The organism is Klebsiella sp. V115_8 (assembly GCF_029967715.1).
Taxonomy (GTDB): domain Bacteria; phylum Pseudomonadota; class Gammaproteobacteria; order Enterobacterales; family Enterobacteriaceae; genus Klebsiella; species Klebsiella quasipneumoniae.
The window spans coordinates 270,968-290,472 of record NZ_JASCAR010000022.1; the positions used below are offsets into that span (position 1 = coordinate 270,968).

Here is a 19,505-nt window from a genome sequence, read left to right on the forward strand (position 1 = left end):
TGTGACGTCTACTACACTATTTTATTCAGGAAAGTGACATTTACTGGAGAATTATGGCTGAGCCAACGTCGGGATTTTCGTTGAACGTGCTGACAATTAACACCCATAAAGGCTTTACGGCGTTTAATCGGCGTTTTATTTTGCCCGAGCTGCGCGAAGCCGTTCGCAGCGTCAGTGCTGACATAGTTTGCCTGCAGGAAGTGATGGGCGCTCACGAAGTTCACCCGTTGCATATCGAAAACTGGCCAGATACGACCCATTACGAATTTCTCGCCGACACCATGTGGAGCGACTACGCCTATGGGCGCAACGCGGTCTATCCGGAAGGTCACCATGGCAATGCCGTGCTGTCGCGCTTCCCGATTGAATACTATGAGAATCGCGATATCTCGGTCGGCAACGGGGAGAAACGCGGCCTGCTGTACTGCCGCATCGTGCCGCCTCAGAGCGGCGTCACGATTCACGTCATTTGCGTCCATCTCGGACTGCGTGCCGACCAGCGGCAGGCGCAGCTGGGGATGCTGACGGAATGGGTCAACACCCTGCCCGCCGGCGAGCCGGTGGTGGTGGCCGGGGATTTTAACGACTGGCGTCAGCAGGCTAACCAGCCGTTAAAAGCCCAGGCGGGGCTGGAAGAGATCTTTACCCGCGCCCGCGGACGCCCGGCGCGCACCTTTCCGGTCAGTTTTCCGCTGCTGCGCCTCGATCGCATTTACGTCAAGAACGCCCACGCCAGCCGCCCGAAGGCGCTGGCCCTCAAACAGTGGCGGCATCTGTCCGATCATGCACCCCTTAGCGTGGAGATTCATTTGTGAAATGTCGTTGGCAGGAAGGCAACCGCATTACGCTACTGGAGAACGGCGACCAGTACTATCCGGCGCTGTTTGCGGCCATCGGTCGCGCCAGCCGGCGGGTGATCCTCGAATCCTTTATCTGGTTTGAAGATGAGGTCGGCCGACAGCTGCACGCGGTTCTGCTGAAGGCCGCCCGCCGCGGCATCCAGGTGGAAGTGCTGCTTGACGGCTACGGCTCGCCGGATCTTAGCGATGAGTTTGTCGGCGAACTGACCGCCGCCGGGGTGATTTTCCGCTATTACGACCCGCGCCCTAAGCTGATGGGAATGCGCACTAACCTGTTCCGTCGCATGCACCGTAAAATCGTGGTGATCGACGACACCACCGCCTTTGTCGGCGGTATCAACTACTCCGCTGAACATATGAGCGACTATGGCCCGGAGGCGAAGCAGGATTACGCGGTGCAGGTCGAGGGGCCGGTGGTGCTGGATATTCTGCAGTTCGAACTGGAGAATCTGCCCAACAGCGAAACCGCCCGCCGCTGGTGGCGCCGTCGTCGCCATCAGCCGGAGATCAACCAGACCCCCGGCGAGGCGCAGGCGCTGTTCGTCTGGCGCGATAATCAGGATCACCGCGACGATATCGAACGCCACTACCTGAAGATGCTGACCAGCGCCCGCCGGGAGGTGATAATCGCGAACGCCTATTTTTTCCCCGGCTATCGTCTGCTGCATGCGATGCGCAATGCCGCGCGGCGCGGGGTGCGGGTGAAGCTGATCGTCCAGGGCGAACCGGATATTCCAATTGTGAAATTTGGCGCCCACCTGCTCTATCACTACCTCGTCAAAGGCGGCGTGCAGATCTACGAATATCGCCGCCGTCCGCTGCATGGCAAAGTCGCCCTGGTGGACGACCACTGGGCCACCGTCGGGTCGAGCAACCTGGATCCGCTCAGCCTGTCGCTGAATCTGGAAGCCAATCTGATCATCCACGACCGGGTGTTTAACCAGACGCTGCGCGATAACCTTAACGGGCTTATCGCCCGGGATTGCCAGCGGATCGATAAAGCAATGCTGCCGAAACGCAACTGGTGGCGGCTGGGGGTGAGCGTGATGGCCTTCCACTTTCTGCGCCACTTTCCGGCGTGGGTCGGCTGGCTGCCGGCCCATACTCCGCGGCTGGCCAGGGTCAGCCCGCCGGTGCAGCCGGAGATTGAAACGCAGGATCGCGTCGAGTCACCTACCAGGGATAATCCACTATGAGCAAATCGCACCCGCGCTGGCGGATGGCAAAAAGAGTGCTGACCGTGCTCTTTTTTATCGCCGTGATCGTCCTGCTGGTGATTTACGCGCAGAAGGTCGACTGGCAGGAAGTGTGGAAGGTGATCCGCGGCTACGATCGGCTGGCCTTGTTCAGCGCCATTGCGCTGGTCATCGTCAGCTATCTGATCTACGGCTGCTACGATCTGCTTGGCCGCGCCTGGTGCGGACACAAGCTGGCGAAACGCCAGGTAATGCTGGTGTCGTTTATCTGCTATGCCTTCAACCTGACCCTCAGCACCTGGGTCGGCGGCATCGGCATGCGCTACCGGCTGTACTCCCGGCTGGGGCTGAACAATAGCACCATCACCCGTATTTTTTCCTTAAGCATCACCACCAACTGGCTGGGCTATATCCTGCTCGGTGGGGTGATCTTTACGGCGGATCTGGTGAAGCTGCCGTCGCACTGGTACATCAGCCAGACCACCCTGCGGATTATCGGCGGAGCGATGCTATTTCTCACGCTGTGCTATCTCTTCGGCTGCGCGTTCGCCAAACGCCGTCACCTGACGATCAAAGGCCAGCGGCTGGTGCTGCCCTCCTGGCGATTCGCGCTGCTGCAGATGGGGGTCTCGGCGGCGAACTGGATGGCGATGGGGGCGATCATCTGGCTGCTGTTGGGCAGCGAGATTAACTATTTCCTGGTATTGGGAGTGCTGCTGGTGAGCAGTATCGCCGGGGTGATTATCCACATCCCGGCCGGGATTGGCGTGCTGGAGGCGGTGTTTATCGCCATGCTCTCCGGGGAAGAGATTTCGAAGGGGGCGATCATCGCCGCCCTCCTCGCCTGGCGCGCGCTCTATTATTTCCTGCCGCTGCTGCTGGCGACGGTGGCCTATCTGCTGCTGGAGAGTCGGGCGAAAAAGCTGCGGCAAAAGAACCAGCGCAAGCTGGCCCGCGAGTGAAATCGCCCGGCGGCGCTGCGCTTGCACGGGCCTACGGGGTGTGAGCCTGTGAGGGGGGGCCTCCAGGCCGGGTAAGGCGCAGCCGTCACCCGGCAACATCCCGGGTACCGCGCCTGGCGTCTCGCCCGGCGGCGCTGCGCTTGCGCGGGCCTACGGGGTGTGAGCCTGTGAGAGGGTCCTCCAGGCCGGGTAAGGCGCAGCCGTCACCCGGAAACATCACGGGTACCGCGCCTGGCGTCTCGCCCGGCGGCGCTGCGCTTGCATGGGCCTGAACGCCAGCCGGACTGTTTCCGGGAGAGGGGAAGCACTGCCGTGTGGTTGTTTATGTTATCTGTGGCTTCACCGTAGTTTGCGCTCCCGGCTAGTCTTCTGCGCTATGTCTCTTACGGCGCAGGGAGCGCACAGGGGGCGGCCAGCGCCGCCGCCCCCTGTACCCCCGGGCTCCGGCCAGCAAAATCGCCGCTACGCGGTACCTTCGACTTATCCCTGCAGGCTTCGGGTCGGGCCGAGGCAGCGTCCATGCAAAACACGGCCCTCAGCCCGCATCCATGCGGGCTGCCCCGGCCTTCCGGGAACGTCTCAGCGATTTTGAGGCCGTCAGCACCGGCAGTTTCAGTCGCACAAGTGGGTAAATCAACGACAGGTCGCACGAACCCTGTAGGCCGGGTCAGGCGCAGCCGCCACCCGGCAAAAAAACGGCGCAACAGGGTTGCCTGGAAGGTAATCAATGCTTGCCCGGCGGCGCTGCGCTTGCCGGGCGTTCTGAGATGCAACCCCTTGATATAAAGAGGTTAGCGGCGATTGCCCATAATACGCAGCAGCATCAGGAACAGGTTGATGAAATCCAGATACAGCGTTAAGGCGCCGAGGATCGAGTATTTACGCAGCGTGGCGCTGTCGCGGGTATCAATCTGCTCGCCGATATTTTTCAGCTTCTGGGTGTCGTAGGCGGTCAAGCCGACAAACAGCACCACCCCAATGTAGGTCACGGCCCACATCAGCGCCTCGCTCTTCAGCCACAGGTTTACCAGCGACGCCAGCACGATGCCAATCAGCCCCATAAACAGCATGCTGCCGAAGCCGCTCAGGTCGCGTTTAGTGGTGTAGCCGTAAAGGCTCATCGCCCCGAACATCCCGCCAGTGACCACAAAGGTGCTGGCGATGGAGGAGTAGGTATAAGCGATAAAAATGCTCGACAGCGTCAGCCCAGTGAGCGCCGAATAGAGCATAAACAGGGTGGTCGCCATCCCGGCGCTCAGCCGCTGTACCATCCCCGACAGCACAAACACCAGCGCCAGCTGGGCGATGATCAGCCCGAAGAAGGTGATTTTGCTCGAAAAGACGAACATCATCACCGCCGGGGTGTTAGCCGCAAACCACGCGATAAACGCCGTCAGCAGCAAGCCAACCGTCATCCAGCCGTACACCTGCGCCATATAAGTCTGCAGGCCGCTGCGGCCCTGCACTATTGAATCGGAACGCGGATATCTGTCCATGACTCTCTCCTGATTAACAAAGTTTCACTCTGTAAGCGTATCACACTACCAGCGCTCTGCCGCCTGGCGATCGCTGTCGCGAGCGTCGACCCAGCGCTCGCCCTCCGGCGTCGCCTCGCGTTTCCAGAACGGCGCGCGGGTTTTCAGGTAGTCCATCATAAACTCGCCGGCGGCGAAGGCGCTGCCGCGGTGGGCGCTGGTGACGCCGACAAACACAATCTCTTCCCCCGGCCACATTTCGCCGATGCGATGGATAATGGTTACCCGGCCCAGCGGCCAGCGCTCGCGCGCCTGGTCGACGATCTCCGCCAGCGATTTCTCGGTCATCCCCGGATAGTGCTCGAGGGTCAGCGCTTTCACGCTGTCGCCGAGGTTGTGATTGCGCACTTTGCCGGTGAAGGTGACCACCGCGCCGTCTTCATCGCGTTCGGCCAGCCAGGGATACTCCTCGCCGACGCTAAAGCGCGCCGGGCTAACGACGATACGAGTTTGCGTCATGTCAGCCTCCGGTGACCGGCGGGAAGAACGCCACTTCATCCCCGCTGGCGACAGGATGGTCAAAGGCGGTCAGCGTCTGGTTAACCGCCGCCAGCAGTTTGCCCTCCTCCAGGGCCAGCGCCCAGCGATCGCCGCGAGCGGCAAGCTGCTGACGCACAGCCTCAACGGTGGCCAGGTCGCTGGCGTCGAGAGTCAGCGAATCAGTACCCACCAGCTCGCGCACCTGGGCAAAAAACAGAACCTTAATCATGGCGTTCGTCCACCTTAAAATCGCCGGACTTGCCGCCGCTTTTCGCCAGCAGACGCACCGGGCCAATCACCATATCCTTCTGCACCGCTTTGCACATATCGTAAATGGTCAGCGCGGCAACCGAGGCGGCGGTAAGGGCTTCCATCTCGACGCCGGTTTTGCCGGTCAGGCGGCAGAGCGATTCGATGCGCACCCGGTTATGTTCCGGCTGCGCCTGCAGATTGACTTCCACTTTGCTGAGCATCAGCGGATGGCACAGCGGGATCAGCTCCCAGGTGCGCTTGGCCGCCTGGATCCCGGCGATACGCGCAGTGGCGAAAACGTCGCCTTTATGGTGGCTGCCGTCGATAATCATCGCCAGGGTCGTCGCCTGCATCTCGACATAAGCCTCGGCGCGCGCTTCGCGCACCGTTTCCGCTTTGCCGGAGACATCCACCATATGGGCTTCGCCCGCGGCGTTAATATGGGTCAGTTGTGACATAAATTATTTCTTCAGGTGAGGAATAAAATTACAAGGACGGGTGCGGGCATCCAGCTGCGGGGCAATAATGTTGTCCCACGCGGTGCGACAGGCTTTCGTCGAGCCCGGCATGGCGAAGATCAGCGTGTGGTTGGCGACGCCGGCCACCGCCCGGGACTGCAGCGTCGAGGTACCGATCTCTTCGAACGACAGCATGCGGAACACTTCGCCAAAACCTTCCACCTCACGGTCAAACAGCGGCAGCAGCGCTTCCGGCGCCTGGTCCCCTTCGGTGAACCCGGTCCCGCCGGTGATCAGCACCACCTGCACCTCATCGCTGGCGATCCACGCCGATACCTGGGCGCGGATGGCGTAGCGGTTCTCTTTGACTATCGCCTTATCGACGACATGGTGCCCCGCCTCCTGCGCCGCCTCACGCAGCCAGTGGCCGGAAGTGTCGTCCTCTTCGCCGCGACGACTGGAAACGGTAAGAATAGCAATACGGGTCGGAATAAACTCAGCGCTAGCCTGGCTCATCTGAATGCTCCTTTCGAAAACGATTATCCGCCAATATAGGACAGGTTCTGCGTAATGCCGGTGTTGCCCTGATGCAGGAAATGGGTCTGCTTTTTGTGGGTTAAGGCTTCGGCGATCCGCGCTTCCAGCGCCGCCTGCTGCCGATCATCGGCCATCAGGTCGCGCAGGTCGACGCCGCCTTCGCCAAACAGGCACAGGTGCAGTTTGCCGACGGAGGAGACGCGCAGACGGTTGCAGGTGGCGCAGAAGTCTTTTTCGTACGGCATGATGAGGCCGATCTCGCCGGCGTAGTCCGGATGACAAAAGACCTGCGCCGGACCATCGCTGCGCTGGCGGATCTGGTGGATCCAGCCGCGGCGCAGCAGCTCGTCGCGCAGCACCATGCCGGAGAGATGGTGACGACGGAACAGGTCGCTGCCCTCGCCGGTTTCCATCAGCTCAATAAACCGCAGCTGAATTCGACGCGGCTGGATCCACGCGAGGAAGGTATCAAGCTGGTGATGGTTAACATCGCGCATCAGCACGGTATTCACCTTCACCTTGTCAAAGCCCGCGGCGAAAGCGGCGTCAATCCCGTCCATCACCTGGTGGAATTTGTCCTGGCCCGTGATGGCATGGAACTGGCGGGCGTCGAGGCTATCGACGCTGACGTTGATCGCCGTCAGCCCGGCATCGCGCCAGCGTTCGACATCGCGCGCCAGGCGGTAACCGTTGGTGGTGACGGCAATCTGACGGATCGCCGGGTTTTCACGCACGGCGGCGATGATCTCGGTGAAGTCACGGCGCAGGGAGGGTTCCCCACCGGTGAGGCGAACTTTTTCAGTGCCCAGCGCGGAGAAAGCGCGCGTAACCCGGCGCACTTCGTCTACGCTGAGAAAGCCGTTGTTATTGACGGCGCCGGGCTTGTAGCCATCCGGCAGGCAGTAGGTGCAACGGAAATTGCACACATCGGTAATCGACAGACGCAGGTAATAAAACTTACGCGCGAATGCATCGGTAAGCTGTGAGGCCATATACACCTTTCCAAATACGGGAGACGCGGTCATTTCTTCCCACGCCCTGGCGACAACCGGGGGCGTCGCGGCCAAACCGCCATATCTTTTGACACAGGCGAAGAGGCTAGAGTGTTAACAGGTTATGCCGATAGTAGCGCGTTCCAGGCGGTTTCGCCATTTGCGATTTCGCTATATATTCTTGTATATATCGCTACCTTCGTGCATTTTCGTTACAGAATAGCCATAAATCATCTTTTTGCCTTGATATCGGTCAGTTTGTCGGGCTCCTCCCATCGTCTTTTAGGGGTAGATCGGGTAGTGTGTGGCCGTTTATGTGAAATAAGGAATTTCTATGCGCAATCGTACATTCGCTGACCTGGATCGGGTGGTGGCGCTCGGCGGCGGGCATGGTCTGGGTCGGGTGATGTCCTCCCTCTCCTCGCTGGGCTCACGGCTGACCGGCATTGTGACCACCACCGACAACGGGGGATCCACCGGGCGGATCCGCCGCTCGGAAGGCGGCATTGCCTGGGGCGATATGCGCAACTGCATCAATCAGTTAATCGCCGAGCCGAGCGTGGCGTCGGCGATGTTTGAGTACCGTTTTAGCGGCAATGGCGAGCTTTCCGGCCATAACCTGGGAAATCTGATGTTAAAGGCGCTGGATCACCTCAGCGTGCGGCCGTTAGAAGCGATCAATTTGATCAGAAACCTGCTCAAAGTGGACGCTTTTCTTATTCCGATGTCGGAACAACCGGTGGATTTGATGGCGCTCGATCATGAAGGCCATGAAGTATACGGTGAAGTGAATATCGATCAGCTGGATAGCGTGCCGCAGGAGCTGATGCTCACCCCGCCGGTACCGGCCACCCGCGAGGCGGTAGAGGCCATCGCCGAAGCCGATCTGATCCTCATCGGCCCGGGCAGTTTCTATACCAGCCTGCTGCCGATCCTGCTGCTTGACGAGATGGCCCAGGCGCTGCGCCGCACTCCGGCGCCGATGGTGTTTATTGATAACCTCGGCAAAGAGCACAGCCCGGCCGCGAGGCTGTCGCTGGCGGAGCGCATCGCGATTATGGAGCGCTACGTGGGCAAGCGGGTGGTGGATGCAGTCATCGCCGGCCCAAAAGCCGATATCAGCGGCATCGACGACCGGCTGGTGATCCAGACGCCGCTGGAAGCCAGCGACGTTCCCTATCGCCATGACCGGGCGCTGCTTCGCGGGGCGCTGGAGAAAGCGCTCCAGCTGCCGGGCTGATCCTGCGCGCCGAAGGCTCGGCTTTCGGCGCACCTTAAAATCTTAAGGTTGTCTTAAAACAGAGCTGGCACTATACCCTTATCTCTTCCTGTGGGTATGTACTATGTCGTTATTGCCTCTGCGTCGGCCGATCGTCAGCCGCACGACTTATCTGATTATTTTCGCGGTCTATATCGGGCTTTTTCTTAACCTCGCCTTCTACCGCCAGGCGTATACGCTGCTGCCGGTGAACAACCTGCACACCGCGCTGGTGTTTCTGAGTATGCCGCTGGTGGCATTCAGCGTGATGAATATCCTCACCACCCTCGCCTCGTTTCTCAAGCTTGACCGGCTGGTGATTAGCCTTTTTATTCTGCTCAGCGCATCGGCGCAGTACTTCATCTGGAGCTTCGGCGTGGTGATCGACCGCAGCATGATCACCAACATCCTCGACACCACCCCAGCGGAGAGCTTTGCCCTGCTCTCCGGCGAAATGATCGTTGTCCTTGGCCTCTCCGGGGTGCTGGCGGTGCTGGTCGCCTGGTGGGTTAAAATTCGTAAACCGGCCACGCTATGGCGCGGCGTGGCCTGGCGCCTGGTGAATATGGTGGCCTCCGCGCTGCTGATCGTCCTGATTGCCGTCCTCTTTTATAAAGACTATGCCTCGCTGTTTCGCAACAACAAGGAGCTGGTGAAATCCCTGAGCCCCTCCAACAGCATTGTGGCGGTGAACTCCTGGTATGCGCACCATCGCATGGACAACCTGCCGCTGGTGAAGATTGGCGAAGATGCCAAACAGAACCCGGTGATGCATAACGGTCCCCGTAAGAACCTGACGATTGTGGTGCTGGGCGAAACTTCCCGGGCGGACAACTTCTCGCTGGGCGGATATCCGCGCGACACCAACCCGCTGATGCAACAGGACGGGGTGATCTACTTCCCGCACACCACCTCCTGCGGAACCGCCACGGCGGTCTCGGTGCCGTGCATGTTCTCCAATATGCCGCGCGCGCACTATGACGAAGAGCTGGCCCATCATCAGGAAGGGGTGCTGGATATTCTGCAGCGCGCCGGCATTCAGGTGCTGTGGAACGACAACGATGGCGGCTGCAAGGGGGCCTGCGATCGGGTACCGCACCAGAACGTGACCGATCTGAAGCTAACCGGGCAGTGCATCGACGGCGAGTGCTACGATGACGTGCTGTTCCATCATCTCGACAGCTATATCGATAACCTGCAACAGGATGGCATTATTGTGCTGCATACCATCGGCAGCCATGGGCCGACGTACTACAATCGCTATCCGGCTGAATTCAAAAAATTCACCCCAACCTGCGACACCAATGAGATCCAGGGCTGTACCCGGGAGCAGTTGACCAATACGTATGACAACACCATCCTGTACGTCGACCACGTGGTGGATAAAGCGATAAAACTCCTGCAGGCGAAACAGGACAAATTCACTACCAGCCTGGTGTATCTTTCCGACCACGGCGAGTCGTTAGGGGAAGATGGGGTCTATTTGCATGGTCTGCCGTACTCTATCGCGCCGGATACGCAGAAACACGTGCCGATGGTGATGTGGCTCTCTGCCGACTACCAGCAACGCTACGGCATTTCCGCGCAGTGTCTGCAGCAGCGAGCGAAAAAAGAGAATTACTCGCAGGATAATCTGTTCTCCACCCTGCTCGGCCTGCTCGGCGTCAGCACCCACGAGTACCAGGCGGCAGATGATATTTTAACGCCATGTAGAGAGGCTGGTTGATGAAAATCTTAGTCATTGAAGACGATGCGCTGCTGTTGCAGGGGTTAATCCTGGCGATGCAAAGTGAAGGATACGTGTGCGACGGCGTCTCCACAGCGCACGAAGCGGCGCTGTCGCTGGCCAGCAATCACTATAGCCTGATCGTGCTCGATCTTGGCCTGCCGGACGAAGACGGCCTGCATTTTCTCGCCCGCATGCGACGGGAGAAAATGACCCAGCCGGTGCTGATCCTCACCGCCCGCGATACCCTTGAGGATCGCATTAGCGGTCTCGACACCGGCGCGGATGACTATCTGGTGAAACCCTTTGCCCTGGAAGAGCTGAACGCGCGCATTCGCGCCCTGCTCCGTCGGCATAATAATCAGGGCGATAACGAAATCAGCGTCGGCGACCTGCGCCTCAACGTCACCCGTCGCCAGGTGTGGCTCGGTGAGACGGCGCTGGATCTGACGCCGAAGGAGTATGCCCTGCTATCGCGACTGATGATGAAAGCCGGCAGCCCGGTACATCGCGAGATCCTCTACAACGATATCTACAGCTGGGACAATGAGCCAGCGACCAATACCCTGGAAGTGCACATCCACAACCTGCGCGATAAGATTGGCAAATCGCGGATCCGCACCGTCAGGGGCTTCGGCTATATGCTGGCTAACCACAACGAGACGGAATAGACCATGGCTCTGTTTGCAACCGAAAACTGGACCATGCGCCACCGGCTGCTGTTGACCATCGGCGCCATTCTGGTGGTCTGTCAGCTGATCAGCGTCTTCTGGCTATGGCATGAGAGCAAAGAGCAGATCCAGTTGCTGGTGGCCAGCGCCATCGAAGGGCACAACAATCAGAAGCATGTGGAGCATGAGGTAAGGGAAGCGGTCGCCAGCCTGCTGGTGCCGAGCCTGTTGATCGTGGGTCTGGCGCTGTATATCAGCATGCTGGCGGTACGCAAAATCACCCGCCCGCTTTCACGTCTGCAAAGCGAGCTGGAGAGTCGCACGCCGGACAACCTCACCCCTATCGTGCTCAGCGAATCGGTACCTGAGGTGACGGCGGTGACCACCGCCCTGAATCAGCTGGTTTCCCGCCTCAATCTGACCCTTGACCGCGAACGGCTGTTTACCGCCGACGTGGCGCACGAGCTGCGCACCCCGCTGGCCGGGCTGCGGCTGCACCTTGAGCTGCTGGCGAAAGTGCATGGCATGGGCGTCGACCCGCTGATCCAGCGCCTCGACCAGATGACCACCAGCATTTCGCAGCTGCTGCAGCTGGCGCGCGTCGGTCAGTCCTTTTCCGCCGGCAGCTATCAGCAGGTGCTGTTGCTGGATGACGTGGTCAAACCGCTGCAGGATGAGCTGGAGACCATGCTGGCCGAGCGCCAGCAACGGCTGCTGCTGACGGATGTCGAAAGCGAGGCCGTCGTCTCTGGCGACGCGACGCTCATCCGCGTCATTCTGCGCAATCTGGTGGAGAATGCCCATCGCTACAGCCCGCAAGGGTCGACGATCCGCGTGTCGGTGAAAGCGGGTCTGATGCCGGTGATGGCAGTGGAAGATGAAGGACCGGGGATTGATGAGGCGAAAAGCGGCGAACTCAGTAAGGCCTTTGTACGCATGGACAGTCGCTACGGCGGCATAGGGCTCGGACTGAGCATCGTCACGCGCATCGCTCAGCTGCATGACGCCCAGTTCTTTTTGCATAACCGCCAGCCGGGGCCAGGGGTCCGCGCGTGGGTGTTATTCCCGCGGCGTGCGGGTCAGAACGTCAGCACCCACTGATGGAAGAAGGCAACAATAATGACCAGGGCGGTGGCGACCGCCAGATATTCACGGAAGTTGATTTTTTGCATGGGCACTATCCTCATCAGGTTGAGGATAGTGTCGCCTGGCGAGATTAAGCAAACATTAAGAAGGCCGCTTTGCGGCCTTTTTTTCTTCTCCGCCGTGGGTTATCTGGCTGCGGAACGGTCAGCGCAGCGCCGTACCTTCACTGCGCCCTCGCCTATCCCCGTCCGGCGGTATGCGCCAACACTCAGGAGGCAGCAATAAACAGTTCACGCAGCTGATGCAGCTGGTCGCGAATTTGCGCCGCCTCTTCGAACTCGAGGTTCTGCGCGTGCTGCATCATCTGCCCTTCCAGCTCGTGGATTTTCTGCTGCAGCGCTTTTGGCGTCATATCCACGCCGCTGAGCCCGGCAGGCTCGACGGCCTTCGCTTTACCGCGTCCTTTGGCTTTGGTTTTCGCCAGGCTCTGGCCCAGCTGCAGGATATCCACCACTTTCTTGTTGAGCCCCTGCGGCACGATGCCATGCTCTTCGTTGTAGCGCTGCTGTTTCTCCCGTCGCCGCTCCGTCTCGCCGATGGCTTTCGCCATCGAGGGAGTGATCTTATCGCCGTACAGAATAGCCTTGCCGTTGACGTTGCGCGCCGCGCGGCCGATGGTCTGGATCAGCGAGCGTTCGGAGCGCAGGAAGCCCTCTTTGTCCGCATCGAGGATCGCCACCAGCGACACCTCCGGCATATCCAGCCCCTCACGCAGCAGGTTGATCCCCACCAGCACGTCAAACTCGCCAAGACGCAGGTCGCGGATAATCTCCATACGTTCGACGGTGTCGATATCCGAGTGCAGATAGCGCACCCGCTCGCCGTGCTCCTCAAGGTACTCGGTTAAGTCTTCCGCCATCCGCTTGGTGAGGGTGGTGACCAGCACGCGCTCGTTGATGGCCGTGCGCAGGCGGATCTCCGACAGCAGGTCGTCGACCTGGGTGGCCACCGGCCGCACTTCGATGATCGGGTCCAGCAGACCGGTCGGACGCACCACCTGATCCACCACCTCGCCGCCGGATTTATCCAGCTCGTAGGCGCCGGGGGTCGCCGACACGTAGATGGTTTGCGGCGCCAGCGCTTCGAATTCTTCAAACTTCATCGGCCGGTTATCCAGCGCCGACGGCAGGCGGAAGCCGTACTCCACCAGCGTCTCTTTGCGCGCCCGGTCGCCGCGGTACATGCCGCCGATCTGCGGCACCGTGACGTGGGATTCGTCGATCACCAGCAGGCCGTCTGCCGGCAGGTAGTCGAACAGGGTGGGCGGCGGCTCGCCGGGCCCGCGCCCGGAGAGGAAGCGCGAGTAGTTTTCAATGCCCGAGCAGTAGCCCAGCTCGTTCATCATTTCGAGGTCGAACTGGGTGCGCTGGGTTAAGCGCTGCTCTTCCAGCAGCTTGTTGTTGGCCAGCAGCACCTTGCGCCGCTCCGCCAGCTCCAGCTTAATCTCTTCCATCGCCTGGACGATGCGTTCCCGCGGCGTCACGTAGTGCGTCTTGGGATAAATGGTGTAGCGCGGCACCGTCGATTCCACATGGCCGGTAAGCGGGTCGAACAGCGACAGGCGCTCAACCTCTTCGTCAAACAGCTCAATGCGCAGGGCGATATCGTCGGATTCCGCCGGGAAGACGTCGATCACCTCGCCGCGCACGCGGAAGGTGCCGCGCTGGAAGGCCTGATCGTTGCGGGTATACTGCAGCTCGGCCAGGCGGCGCAGGATCGCCCGCTGGTCAATCAGCATCCCCACCGTCAGATGCAACATCATTTTCAGATACAGGTCCGGGTCGCCGAGGCCGTAGATAGCCGAGACCGAGGCCACCACCACCACATCGCGCCGCTCGAGCAGCGCTTTAGTGGCCGACAGGCGCATCTGCTCGATATGTTCGTTTACCGAGGCGTCCTTCTCAATGAAGGTATCTGAGCTGGGGACGTAGGCTTCCGGCTGGTAGTAATCGTAGTAGGAGACGAAATACTCGACGGCATTCTCGGGGAAAAATTCTTTCATCTCGCCGTAGAGCTGGGCCGCCAGGGTTTTGTTTGGCGCCAGCACCATCGTCGGCCGCTGCAGATCGGCAATCACGTTGGCGATGGTAAAGGTTTTACCGGAGCCGGTGACCCCCAGCAGCGTTTGATGCGCGAGCCCATCCTCCAGCCCCTCTTCCAGGCGGCGGATGGCTTCCGGTTGGTCTCCGGAGGGGCGAAAGGCGGAATGCAGAACAAACGATTTACTCATCAATCAGAACCTGAAAAAGATTTAGCGGCCGGTGTTTAATTCTACCCCTCGGGCCGTTTTTTGCCAATAAAATATACTGGATATTTAAACAGTGCGTGATTATGATAGCGCCACAATATGGCCTTTTTTGCCGGCAACCGGGGGATAAAACGCGCGCCGGGCGGAATAATCCTCCGGCCGTCAGGGTTATCCCCAGAAATTTTTACCTTTTAACATTTGTCAAGCGGACGGGTGAAAGTTTTATGGCAGCAGATGACGCTTTTCTTACACCCATTGATTTTATCTAACAAGCTGATATTTAATGCCTTTAAAGAAAAGACGCCTTTCGCGCCAATTCAGCCGCAAGCCGCGTACGCTCTAGCTTACCGCAGGTTTTCTAACTCTAATACACAAGGTTATCCACAGGAATAGTGGATAACTGTCTGCAGCCCAAGACCGCCGCCGCCCGGCGCAAATCGTCTGGCGGCCTAAACCGCGCGGCGAAAAATTTTTATCGAACTATTTTTGATAACTATCCGCTTAAAGCCGCTCGATTTTTGCTGCTTTTTGCACCACCCTTTAGCGTCGGGCACCGGAAAAGTGCAGCCCCGGCGCTGGCTGTGCCTGATGGTATCGGCGTTTAGCGTTTTTTTCCGAGCGTTCTTTTTCCTGGCAAGAGTTTTGCAGCATCTTTCTGTCGCCCTGACGCCAGGATAAGGAGAAAACGTCCATGTTGAATTTACAGGCAGTAAATCACTTTTACGGCAACCAGCATTCGCTGTGGAATGTCGATCTTGAACTACGCCCGGGGGAGTGCATTGGCGTACTGGGACGCGAGGGCATGGGAAAAACCACCCTGGTTAACTGCATTGCCGGGCACCTGCCGGTGGCCAGCGGCCGGATGACCTGGCATGACATTGGCGCCCCGCCGCAGGATCTCACCCCCCTGTCGGCCCAGTCGCGCAGTGCCATCGGTATCGGCTATGTGCCGCAGGATAAACGCATCTTCTCCCAGCTCAGCGTGGAAGAGAATCTACATATTGCCCTCGCGGCCGGGAAACCCGGGGCTAACGCCAGCGGCGGCGAAATCTATGCACATTTTCCCGAACTCTATGCCCTACGGCAGCGCAAAGGCGCCTCGCTGAGCGACGACGATCAGTACCAGCTGGCGCTGGCCAGGGCGCTGATTGTCCAGCCGCGGCTGCTGATCCTTGATGAACCCTCGCGCGGCAGAGGGCCGCGCTGTCTGCAAAAGCTGGCGGATCTGCTGCTGCGGTTGAATCGCGATATCGGCCTGACGGTGCTGCTCGCTGAGCAGCACCTGCCCTTTATCCGCCGGGTGGCGGATCGTTTCTGTGTTTTGCACCGGGGCCGTAACGTCGCCGAAGGCGATATTATGGCGCTGGATGAACCGCTGCTGGCGCAGTGGATGACGCCGGATCCAGCGCCCTGAGGTCCAGATACTGGCCGAGATCGTCGCGCTGCGCGATATCGGCAAGCCACGGTATTTCACCGAGGAACGGCGCGGCCAGCCGGTTTTTCAGCGTCGCCAGATACTCGGCGTGGCGCTTGCCCGGCGGCAGCACGTCATTGGCGATCCACCCCGCGAGCGGCAGCCCCGCCTGGCGTACCGCCTGGGCGGTAAGCATCGCGTGGTTGATGCAGCCGAGCTTGACGCCCACCACCAGAATCACCGGCAGCTGCTCCGCCTGCGCCCAGTCGGCGAAGGTCAGGGTTTCCGAAAGCGGCGTAAACCAGCCGCCGGCCCCTTCCACCAGCACCCAGTCGGCGAGGCGTTCTAACTCGCGCAGCCCGCTGGAGAGCCTCGCCGCGGCGATCGGCCGTCCTTCGTCGGCGCTGATGATATGCGGTGAGGTCGGCTCGGCGAAGGTATACGGGTTAACCTGCTCATAGCGCAGCGCGACCCGGCTGTGACGCTGCAGCGCCAGCGCGTCTTCATTACGCAGCCCGGCGGCGGTAAGCTCGCTGCCGGAAGCCACCGGCTTGTAGCCGGCGGTGTGAAAACCCAGCTGATTCGCCGCCTGCAGCAGGGCGCTGCTGGCGATGGTTTTCCCGACTTCAGTGTCGGTCCCGGTGACAAAAAAACGTTTAGTCACGCTCAATGACTCCTGTAAAAAGAGAATACGTCAGCGGGCAGACGCCCTGCCGCTGCGGCCAGGCCAGCTGTAGCTCGCGCAGTTTGCCGCGGCTAAGCGGGGCCGATGCCCGCCCCTGGTGCAAATGGGTGGCGCCGATGCCCTTCAGCGATCGCATGGCGCTCAGCGCATCGACGAACGGCAGGCTAATCTGATGCACCTCACCGGACGCCCGCAGGCCGCTCAGCGCCTCGCGCACCGCCGCTTCGCTGAGAAAACGGTTGGCATGCGGCCGGTCGTCGATGGCCTGCCACGCCTGATTGAGCTCCGGCAGCGAGTCGGCCAGCAGCGTGCTAAACGCCACGCTGCCGCCGGGACGCACCACCCGGTACAGCTCGCCAAGGGCTGCGCGCAGATCGTCGCACCACTGCACCGCCAGATTGCTCCACGCCAGATCGACGCAGGCATCGGGCAACGGCAGCGCCTCAATGTCGCCCAGCAGGTAATGCTGGGCGGCGTCGTTACGCTGCGCCTGGGCCAGCATCCCGGGGGAGAGATCCAGCGCGGTCACCACGCTGCCCGCCTCACGCCAGCGGCGGCTCATGCTGCCTGGGCCGCAGCCGGCATCCAGCACCCGGGGAAAATCGCGACGCGCCAGCTGGCGCAGCAGCAGTTCCGCGCTGCGCCGCTGCAGTTCATCATGTTGCGAATAGCCGCTGGCCGCCCGGCCAAACGCCGCGGCGACCGCCTGCTTATTCACCGTGGCCATGCAGCACCTCCAGTAAACGGTTAATGTCCTCAGCCTGATGGGCGGCGGTCAGGGTCAGGCGCAGACGAGCGCTGCCGACCGGCACCGTCGGTGGACGGATCGCCGTTGCCCAGCAGCCCGCGTCGCGCAGACGGCTGGCCAGGCTCAGCGCCCGCCCGTTATCGCCGACGATCAGCGGCTGGATCGCGCTGACGGAGTCGGTCAAACCCAGCGACGTCTCGCCCATCCCCGCGCGGAACTGACGGATACGGGCGGCCAGGGTGTCGCGGCGGCGCTGGCCTTCATCGCTGCGTATCACCTGCAGCGCGGCGCTCAGCGCCACCGCCTGGGCGGGCGGCATCGCGGTGCTGTAGATCAGATGACGGGCAAACTGCAGCAGATAATCGGCCAGCGCGTCATCGCACAGCACCGCCGCGCCGCTGACGCCGAACGCCTTGCCGAAGGTAACCACCAGCAGCTCAGGGCGCACCGCCTGCGCGGCGCAGCTCCCGCGTCCTTCGTCGCCGACCACGCCGACGCCGTGGGCGTCATCCACCAGCAATAGCGCCCCGGCGGCCTGCGCCGCGGCGTGAATGGCCGTCAGCGGCGCGCTGTCGCCGTCCATGCTGAAAATGCCTTCGGTGACCGCCAACTGTTCGCCCGCCAGCGGCTTAGCCAGCAGTTGAGCGAGCTGTTGCGGATCGTTGTGGCCGAAACGGCGTAGCTGCGCCGGGCTCAGACTGGCCGCCTCGAGCAGGGAGGCGTGGCTCAGGCGGTCGGCCACAATCCGATCCTCTTTATCCGCCAGGGCGGCGATCAGCGCCTGATTGGCGGCAAAGCCGGAGATAAACAGCAATGCGCGCGGGTAGCCCAGCCAGTCGGCAAGTTCCTCTTCCAGCGCGCGGTGGGCCTCGCTATAACCGCTTACGTGTCCCGAGCCGCCGGAACCGACGCCATAACGTTCCGCCCCCTGCTGCCAGGCGGCGATAATCGCCGGATGCTGGCTCAGGCCGAGATAGTCATTACTGGAGAAGTTAAGCCAGCGCTCCCCTTCCCGCTCCAGCCAGCGCCCGGCGCCGTGCGTCACCGGCAGGCGGCGGCGAAGGGCATCCGCCGCCCGTCGCTCGTCCAGCGCCCGATCGATTCGCTGCTGCCAGGTCATAGCGCCGCCGCGTTGTAATATTCCTCAGTGTCCGGGGTGAGTAAGGCCTGCTCCAGACGCTGCTGCTGCTCATTGTCGCCTTCCAGCACCGCCGTCTGCTGCGGGTTGATCCCCAGCTTGCGGAACAGCTGCAGATCGTTGTCCTCTTCCGGGTTCGGCGTGGTCAACAGCTTGCAGCCGTAGAAAATGGAGTTCGCCCCGGCCATAAAGCACATCGCCTGGGTCTGCTCGTTCATCTGCTCGCGGCCGGCGGAGAGACGCACGTAAGAGGTGGGCATCATGATGCGCGCGATGGCGATAGTGCGAATAAAATCGAAAGCGTCGACGTCGTCGTTATCCGCCAGCGGCGTACCTTTGACTTTTACCAGCATGTTGATGGGCACGCTTTCCGGCGGCGTGGGCAGGTTGGCCAACTGCAGCAGCAGGCCAGCGCGGTCTTTCACGGTCTCCCCCAGCCCGACGATACCGCCGGAGCAGACTTTGATCCCGGCGTCACGCACTTTGTCCAGGGTATCCAGGCGCTCCTTGTAGGTGCGGGTGGTGATGATGTTGCCGTAAAATTCCGGCGAGGTATCAAGGTTGTGGTTGTAGTAATCGAGGCCCGCCTCGGCCAGGCGCTGCGCCTGGCTGTCGGTCAGAGTGCCGAGCGTCATGCACGACTCCAGCCCCAGAGCCTTCACCCCTTTCACCATCTGCTCCAGATAGGGCATATCGCGATCGTTGGGGTTTTTCCACGCCGCTCCCATGCAAAAACGCGTGGAGCCGGCGTTTTTTGCCTGACGGGCGGACTCCAGAACCTGCTCGACCTCCATCAGGCGCTCGGTTTCGAGGCCCGTTTTATAACGCGCGCTCTGCGGACAATATTTACAATCTTCCGGGCAGGCGCCGGTCTTGATCGACAGCAGGGTGCTGACCTGCACCTGGCGCGGATCAAAGTGTTGACGGTGGATTTGCTGCGCTTCGAATAGCAGGTCGATCAGCGGTTTATTAAATAATTCCGTAACTTGCGACATTGTCCAGCGGGGTTGGTGAGCCATTTTCCTCTCCAAAGGTCGTACACTTCTTATTTCACACAGCCTCTTTGTTGGCTGCACTCGCACACCCCAGTCAGATAGTGAACTATGCTGCTGGGGATGTTCTCGCTTGCCGCCTCGATGCTGCGCGAAATATTTTGTGTACGTTTCATTGTAAGTCAGTTCAGTGTAGACTTGTAAACC

General features: G+C 60.7%; 20 protein-coding genes and 1 riboswitch. Of the genes, 9 read left to right on the plus strand and 11 right to left on the minus strand.

Features of this window, described 5'->3' with window-relative positions; translation table 11 throughout:
- The first annotated feature begins 53 nt into the window (after window positions 1-53).
- The 3 genes from QLG03_RS07285 to QLG03_RS07295 are packed head-to-tail and all read left to right on the plus strand — an operon-like array spanning window position 54 to window position 3,018.
- On the plus strand, window positions 54-815 hold the full coding sequence (locus tag QLG03_RS07285) for an endonuclease/exonuclease/phosphatase family protein (protein WP_023288927.1): 762 nt from the start codon (window positions 54-56) through the stop codon (window positions 813-815).
- Window positions 812-2,056 carry a cardiolipin synthase ClsB gene (gene clsB / locus QLG03_RS07290; RefSeq protein WP_282473614.1) on the plus strand — a complete coding sequence of 415 codons (1,245 nt, stop codon included), beginning with the start codon at window positions 812-814 and terminating at the stop codon, window positions 2,054-2,056. The genes QLG03_RS07285 and clsB overlap by 4 nt, the downstream gene beginning before the upstream one ends.
- Window positions 2,053-3,018 (plus strand): lysylphosphatidylglycerol synthase domain-containing protein, encoded by a 966-nt coding sequence (locus QLG03_RS07295; protein WP_023288925.1) that lies wholly within the window; start codon window positions 2,053-2,055, stop codon window positions 3,016-3,018. Before clsB ends, QLG03_RS07295 begins: the two co-directional genes overlap by 4 nt.
- A gap of 791 nt (window positions 3,019-3,809) precedes the next feature.
- Here QLG03_RS07295 and QLG03_RS07300 read toward each other — a convergent pair.
- From QLG03_RS07300 to moaA, 6 genes are all read right to left on the minus strand, one after another.
- Window positions 3,810-4,514 (minus strand): Bax inhibitor-1/YccA family protein, encoded by a 705-nt coding sequence (locus QLG03_RS07300; RefSeq protein WP_032455204.1) that lies wholly within the window; start codon window positions 4,512-4,514, stop codon window positions 3,810-3,812.
- A 45-nt stretch (window positions 4,515-4,559) separates the two neighbouring features.
- A complete protein-coding gene (gene moaE / locus QLG03_RS07305) occupies window positions 4,560-5,012 on the minus strand; it encodes a molybdopterin synthase catalytic subunit MoaE (protein WP_023288923.1) in 453 nt (150 codons plus the stop codon).
- A gap of 1 nt (window position 5,013) precedes the next feature.
- A complete protein-coding gene (gene moaD, locus QLG03_RS07310) occupies window positions 5,014-5,262 on the minus strand; it encodes a molybdopterin synthase sulfur carrier subunit (protein ID WP_023288922.1) in 249 nt (82 codons plus the stop codon).
- Window positions 5,255-5,743: a cyclic pyranopterin monophosphate synthase MoaC gene (gene moaC, locus QLG03_RS07315; RefSeq protein WP_004886142.1), complete on the minus strand. Its 489-nt coding sequence runs from the start codon at window positions 5,741-5,743 to the stop codon at window positions 5,255-5,257. The genes moaD and moaC overlap by 8 nt, the downstream gene beginning before the upstream one ends.
- Before the next feature lie 3 nt (window positions 5,744-5,746).
- Complete coding sequence (moaB, locus tag QLG03_RS07320; RefSeq protein ID WP_023288921.1) at window positions 5,747-6,259, minus strand: molybdenum cofactor biosynthesis protein B; 513 nt, start codon at window positions 6,257-6,259, stop codon at window positions 5,747-5,749.
- A gap of 23 nt (window positions 6,260-6,282) precedes the next feature.
- Window positions 6,283-7,272 carry a GTP 3',8-cyclase MoaA gene (gene moaA, locus QLG03_RS07325; RefSeq protein WP_017900173.1) on the minus strand — a complete coding sequence of 330 codons (990 nt, stop codon included), beginning with the start codon at window positions 7,270-7,272 and terminating at the stop codon, window positions 6,283-6,285.
- Window positions 7,260-7,398: riboswitch (molybdenum cofactor riboswitch) on the minus strand. (Overlaps the previous gene by 13 nt.)
- 208 nt (window positions 7,399-7,606) lie before the next feature.
- Between moaA and yvcK the strand changes: the two genes are divergently transcribed.
- The 4 genes from yvcK to pmrB all read left to right on the plus strand — a co-directional run bounded on the left by yvcK (window position 7,607) and on the right by pmrB (window position 12,028).
- Entirely contained in the window at window positions 7,607-8,512 is a 906-nt protein-coding gene (gene yvcK / locus QLG03_RS07330) for a uridine diphosphate-N-acetylglucosamine-binding protein YvcK (RefSeq protein WP_023288920.1), read from the plus strand.
- 103 nt (window positions 8,513-8,615) lie between these two features.
- The gene (gene eptA / locus QLG03_RS07335; protein ID WP_101977954.1) at window positions 8,616-10,256 is read left to right on the plus strand and encodes a phosphoethanolamine transferase EptA; all 1,641 of its coding nucleotides are present in this window, start codon (window positions 8,616-8,618) and stop codon (window positions 10,254-10,256) included.
- Window positions 10,256-10,927: a two-component system response regulator PmrA gene (gene pmrA, locus QLG03_RS07340; RefSeq protein WP_023288918.1), complete on the plus strand. Its 672-nt coding sequence runs from the start codon at window positions 10,256-10,258 to the stop codon at window positions 10,925-10,927. Before eptA ends, pmrA begins: the two co-directional genes overlap by 1 nt.
- A gap of 3 nt (window positions 10,928-10,930) precedes the next feature.
- A complete protein-coding gene (gene pmrB, locus QLG03_RS07345) occupies window positions 10,931-12,028 on the plus strand; it encodes a two-component system sensor histidine kinase PmrB (RefSeq protein WP_023288917.1) in 1,098 nt (365 codons plus the stop codon).
- 253 nt (window positions 12,029-12,281) lie between these two features.
- On the opposite strand, the gene uvrB is transcribed toward pmrB, so the two are convergent.
- Window positions 12,282-14,303 carry an excinuclease ABC subunit UvrB gene (uvrB, locus tag QLG03_RS07350; protein WP_004886127.1) on the minus strand — a complete coding sequence of 674 codons (2,022 nt, stop codon included), beginning with the start codon at window positions 14,301-14,303 and terminating at the stop codon, window positions 12,282-12,284.
- A gap of 410 nt (window positions 14,304-14,713) precedes the next feature.
- On the opposite strand from uvrB, the gene QLG03_RS07355 reads away from it, so the two are divergent.
- Window positions 14,714-14,926, plus strand: coding sequence for a hypothetical protein (locus QLG03_RS07355; RefSeq protein ID WP_032428688.1), 213 nt, complete (start codon window positions 14,714-14,716; stop codon window positions 14,924-14,926).
- Window positions 14,927-15,012: 86 nt separating this feature from the next.
- Window positions 15,013-15,735 (plus strand): ATP-binding cassette domain-containing protein, encoded by a 723-nt coding sequence (locus QLG03_RS07360; RefSeq protein WP_152843062.1) that lies wholly within the window; start codon window positions 15,013-15,015, stop codon window positions 15,733-15,735.
- Here the strand turns inward: QLG03_RS07360 and bioD are convergent.
- The 4 genes from bioD to bioB are packed head-to-tail and all read right to left on the minus strand — an operon-like array spanning window position 15,677 to window position 19,325.
- Window positions 15,677-16,399: a dethiobiotin synthase gene (gene bioD, locus QLG03_RS07365; RefSeq protein ID WP_023288916.1), complete on the minus strand. Its 723-nt coding sequence runs from the start codon at window positions 16,397-16,399 to the stop codon at window positions 15,677-15,679. The two genes, QLG03_RS07360 and bioD, sit on opposite strands and share 59 nt — an antisense overlap.
- On the minus strand, window positions 16,392-17,147 hold the full coding sequence (gene bioC / locus QLG03_RS07370) for a malonyl-ACP O-methyltransferase BioC (RefSeq protein ID WP_048297102.1): 756 nt from the start codon (window positions 17,145-17,147) through the stop codon (window positions 16,392-16,394). Before bioC ends, bioD begins: the two co-directional genes overlap by 8 nt.
- Complete coding sequence (gene bioF / locus QLG03_RS07375) at window positions 17,131-18,288, minus strand: 8-amino-7-oxononanoate synthase (RefSeq protein ID WP_241508920.1); 1,158 nt, start codon at window positions 18,286-18,288, stop codon at window positions 17,131-17,133. The genes bioC and bioF overlap by 17 nt, the downstream gene beginning before the upstream one ends.
- A complete protein-coding gene (gene bioB / locus QLG03_RS07380) occupies window positions 18,285-19,325 on the minus strand; it encodes a biotin synthase BioB (protein WP_048297099.1) in 1,041 nt (346 codons plus the stop codon). The genes bioF and bioB overlap by 4 nt, the downstream gene beginning before the upstream one ends.
- Window positions 19,326-19,505: the final 180 nt, after the last annotated feature.

Bases quoted from the DNA above. Each gene is read 5' to 3' on its own strand.
- QLG03_RS07285 (WP_023288927.1), top strand. From the start codon at position 54: ATGGCTGAGCCAACGTCGGGATTTTCGTTGAACGTGCTGACAATTAAC.
- QLG03_RS07295 (WP_023288925.1), top strand. From the start codon at position 2,053: ATGAGCAAATCGCACCCGCGCTGGCGGATGGCAAAAAGAGTGCTGACC.
- QLG03_RS07300 (WP_032455204.1), bottom strand. From the start codon at position 4,514: ATGGACAGATATCCGCGTTCCGATTCAATAGTGCAGGGCCGCAGCGGC.
- moaE (WP_023288923.1), bottom strand. From the start codon at position 5,012: ATGACGCAAACTCGTATCGTCGTTAGCCCGGCGCGCTTTAGCGTCGGC.
- moaD (WP_023288922.1), bottom strand. From the start codon at position 5,262: ATGATTAAGGTTCTGTTTTTTGCCCAGGTGCGCGAGCTGGTGGGTACT.
- moaC (WP_004886142.1), bottom strand. From the start codon at position 5,743: ATGTCACAACTGACCCATATTAACGCCGCGGGCGAAGCCCATATGGTG.
- moaB (WP_023288921.1), bottom strand. From the start codon at position 6,259: ATGAGCCAGGCTAGCGCTGAGTTTATTCCGACCCGTATTGCTATTCTT.
- moaA (WP_017900173.1), bottom strand. From the start codon at position 7,272: ATGGCCTCACAGCTTACCGATGCATTCGCGCGTAAGTTTTATTACCTG.
- yvcK (WP_023288920.1), top strand. From the start codon at position 7,607: ATGCGCAATCGTACATTCGCTGACCTGGATCGGGTGGTGGCGCTCGGC.
- eptA (WP_101977954.1), top strand. From the start codon at position 8,616: ATGTCGTTATTGCCTCTGCGTCGGCCGATCGTCAGCCGCACGACTTAT.
- pmrA (WP_023288918.1), top strand. From the start codon at position 10,256: ATGAAAATCTTAGTCATTGAAGACGATGCGCTGCTGTTGCAGGGGTTA.
- pmrB (WP_023288917.1), top strand. From the start codon at position 10,931: ATGGCTCTGTTTGCAACCGAAAACTGGACCATGCGCCACCGGCTGCTG.
- uvrB (WP_004886127.1), bottom strand. From the start codon at position 14,303: ATGAGTAAATCGTTTGTTCTGCATTCCGCCTTTCGCCCCTCCGGAGAC.
- QLG03_RS07360 (WP_152843062.1), top strand. From the start codon at position 15,013: ATGTTGAATTTACAGGCAGTAAATCACTTTTACGGCAACCAGCATTCG.
- bioC (WP_048297102.1), bottom strand. From the start codon at position 17,147: ATGGCCACGGTGAATAAGCAGGCGGTCGCCGCGGCGTTTGGCCGGGCG.
- bioF (WP_241508920.1), bottom strand. From the start codon at position 18,288: ATGACCTGGCAGCAGCGAATCGATCGGGCGCTGGACGAGCGACGGGCG.
- bioB (WP_048297099.1), bottom strand. From the start codon at position 19,325: ATGGCTCACCAACCCCGCTGGACAATGTCGCAAGTTACGGAATTATTT.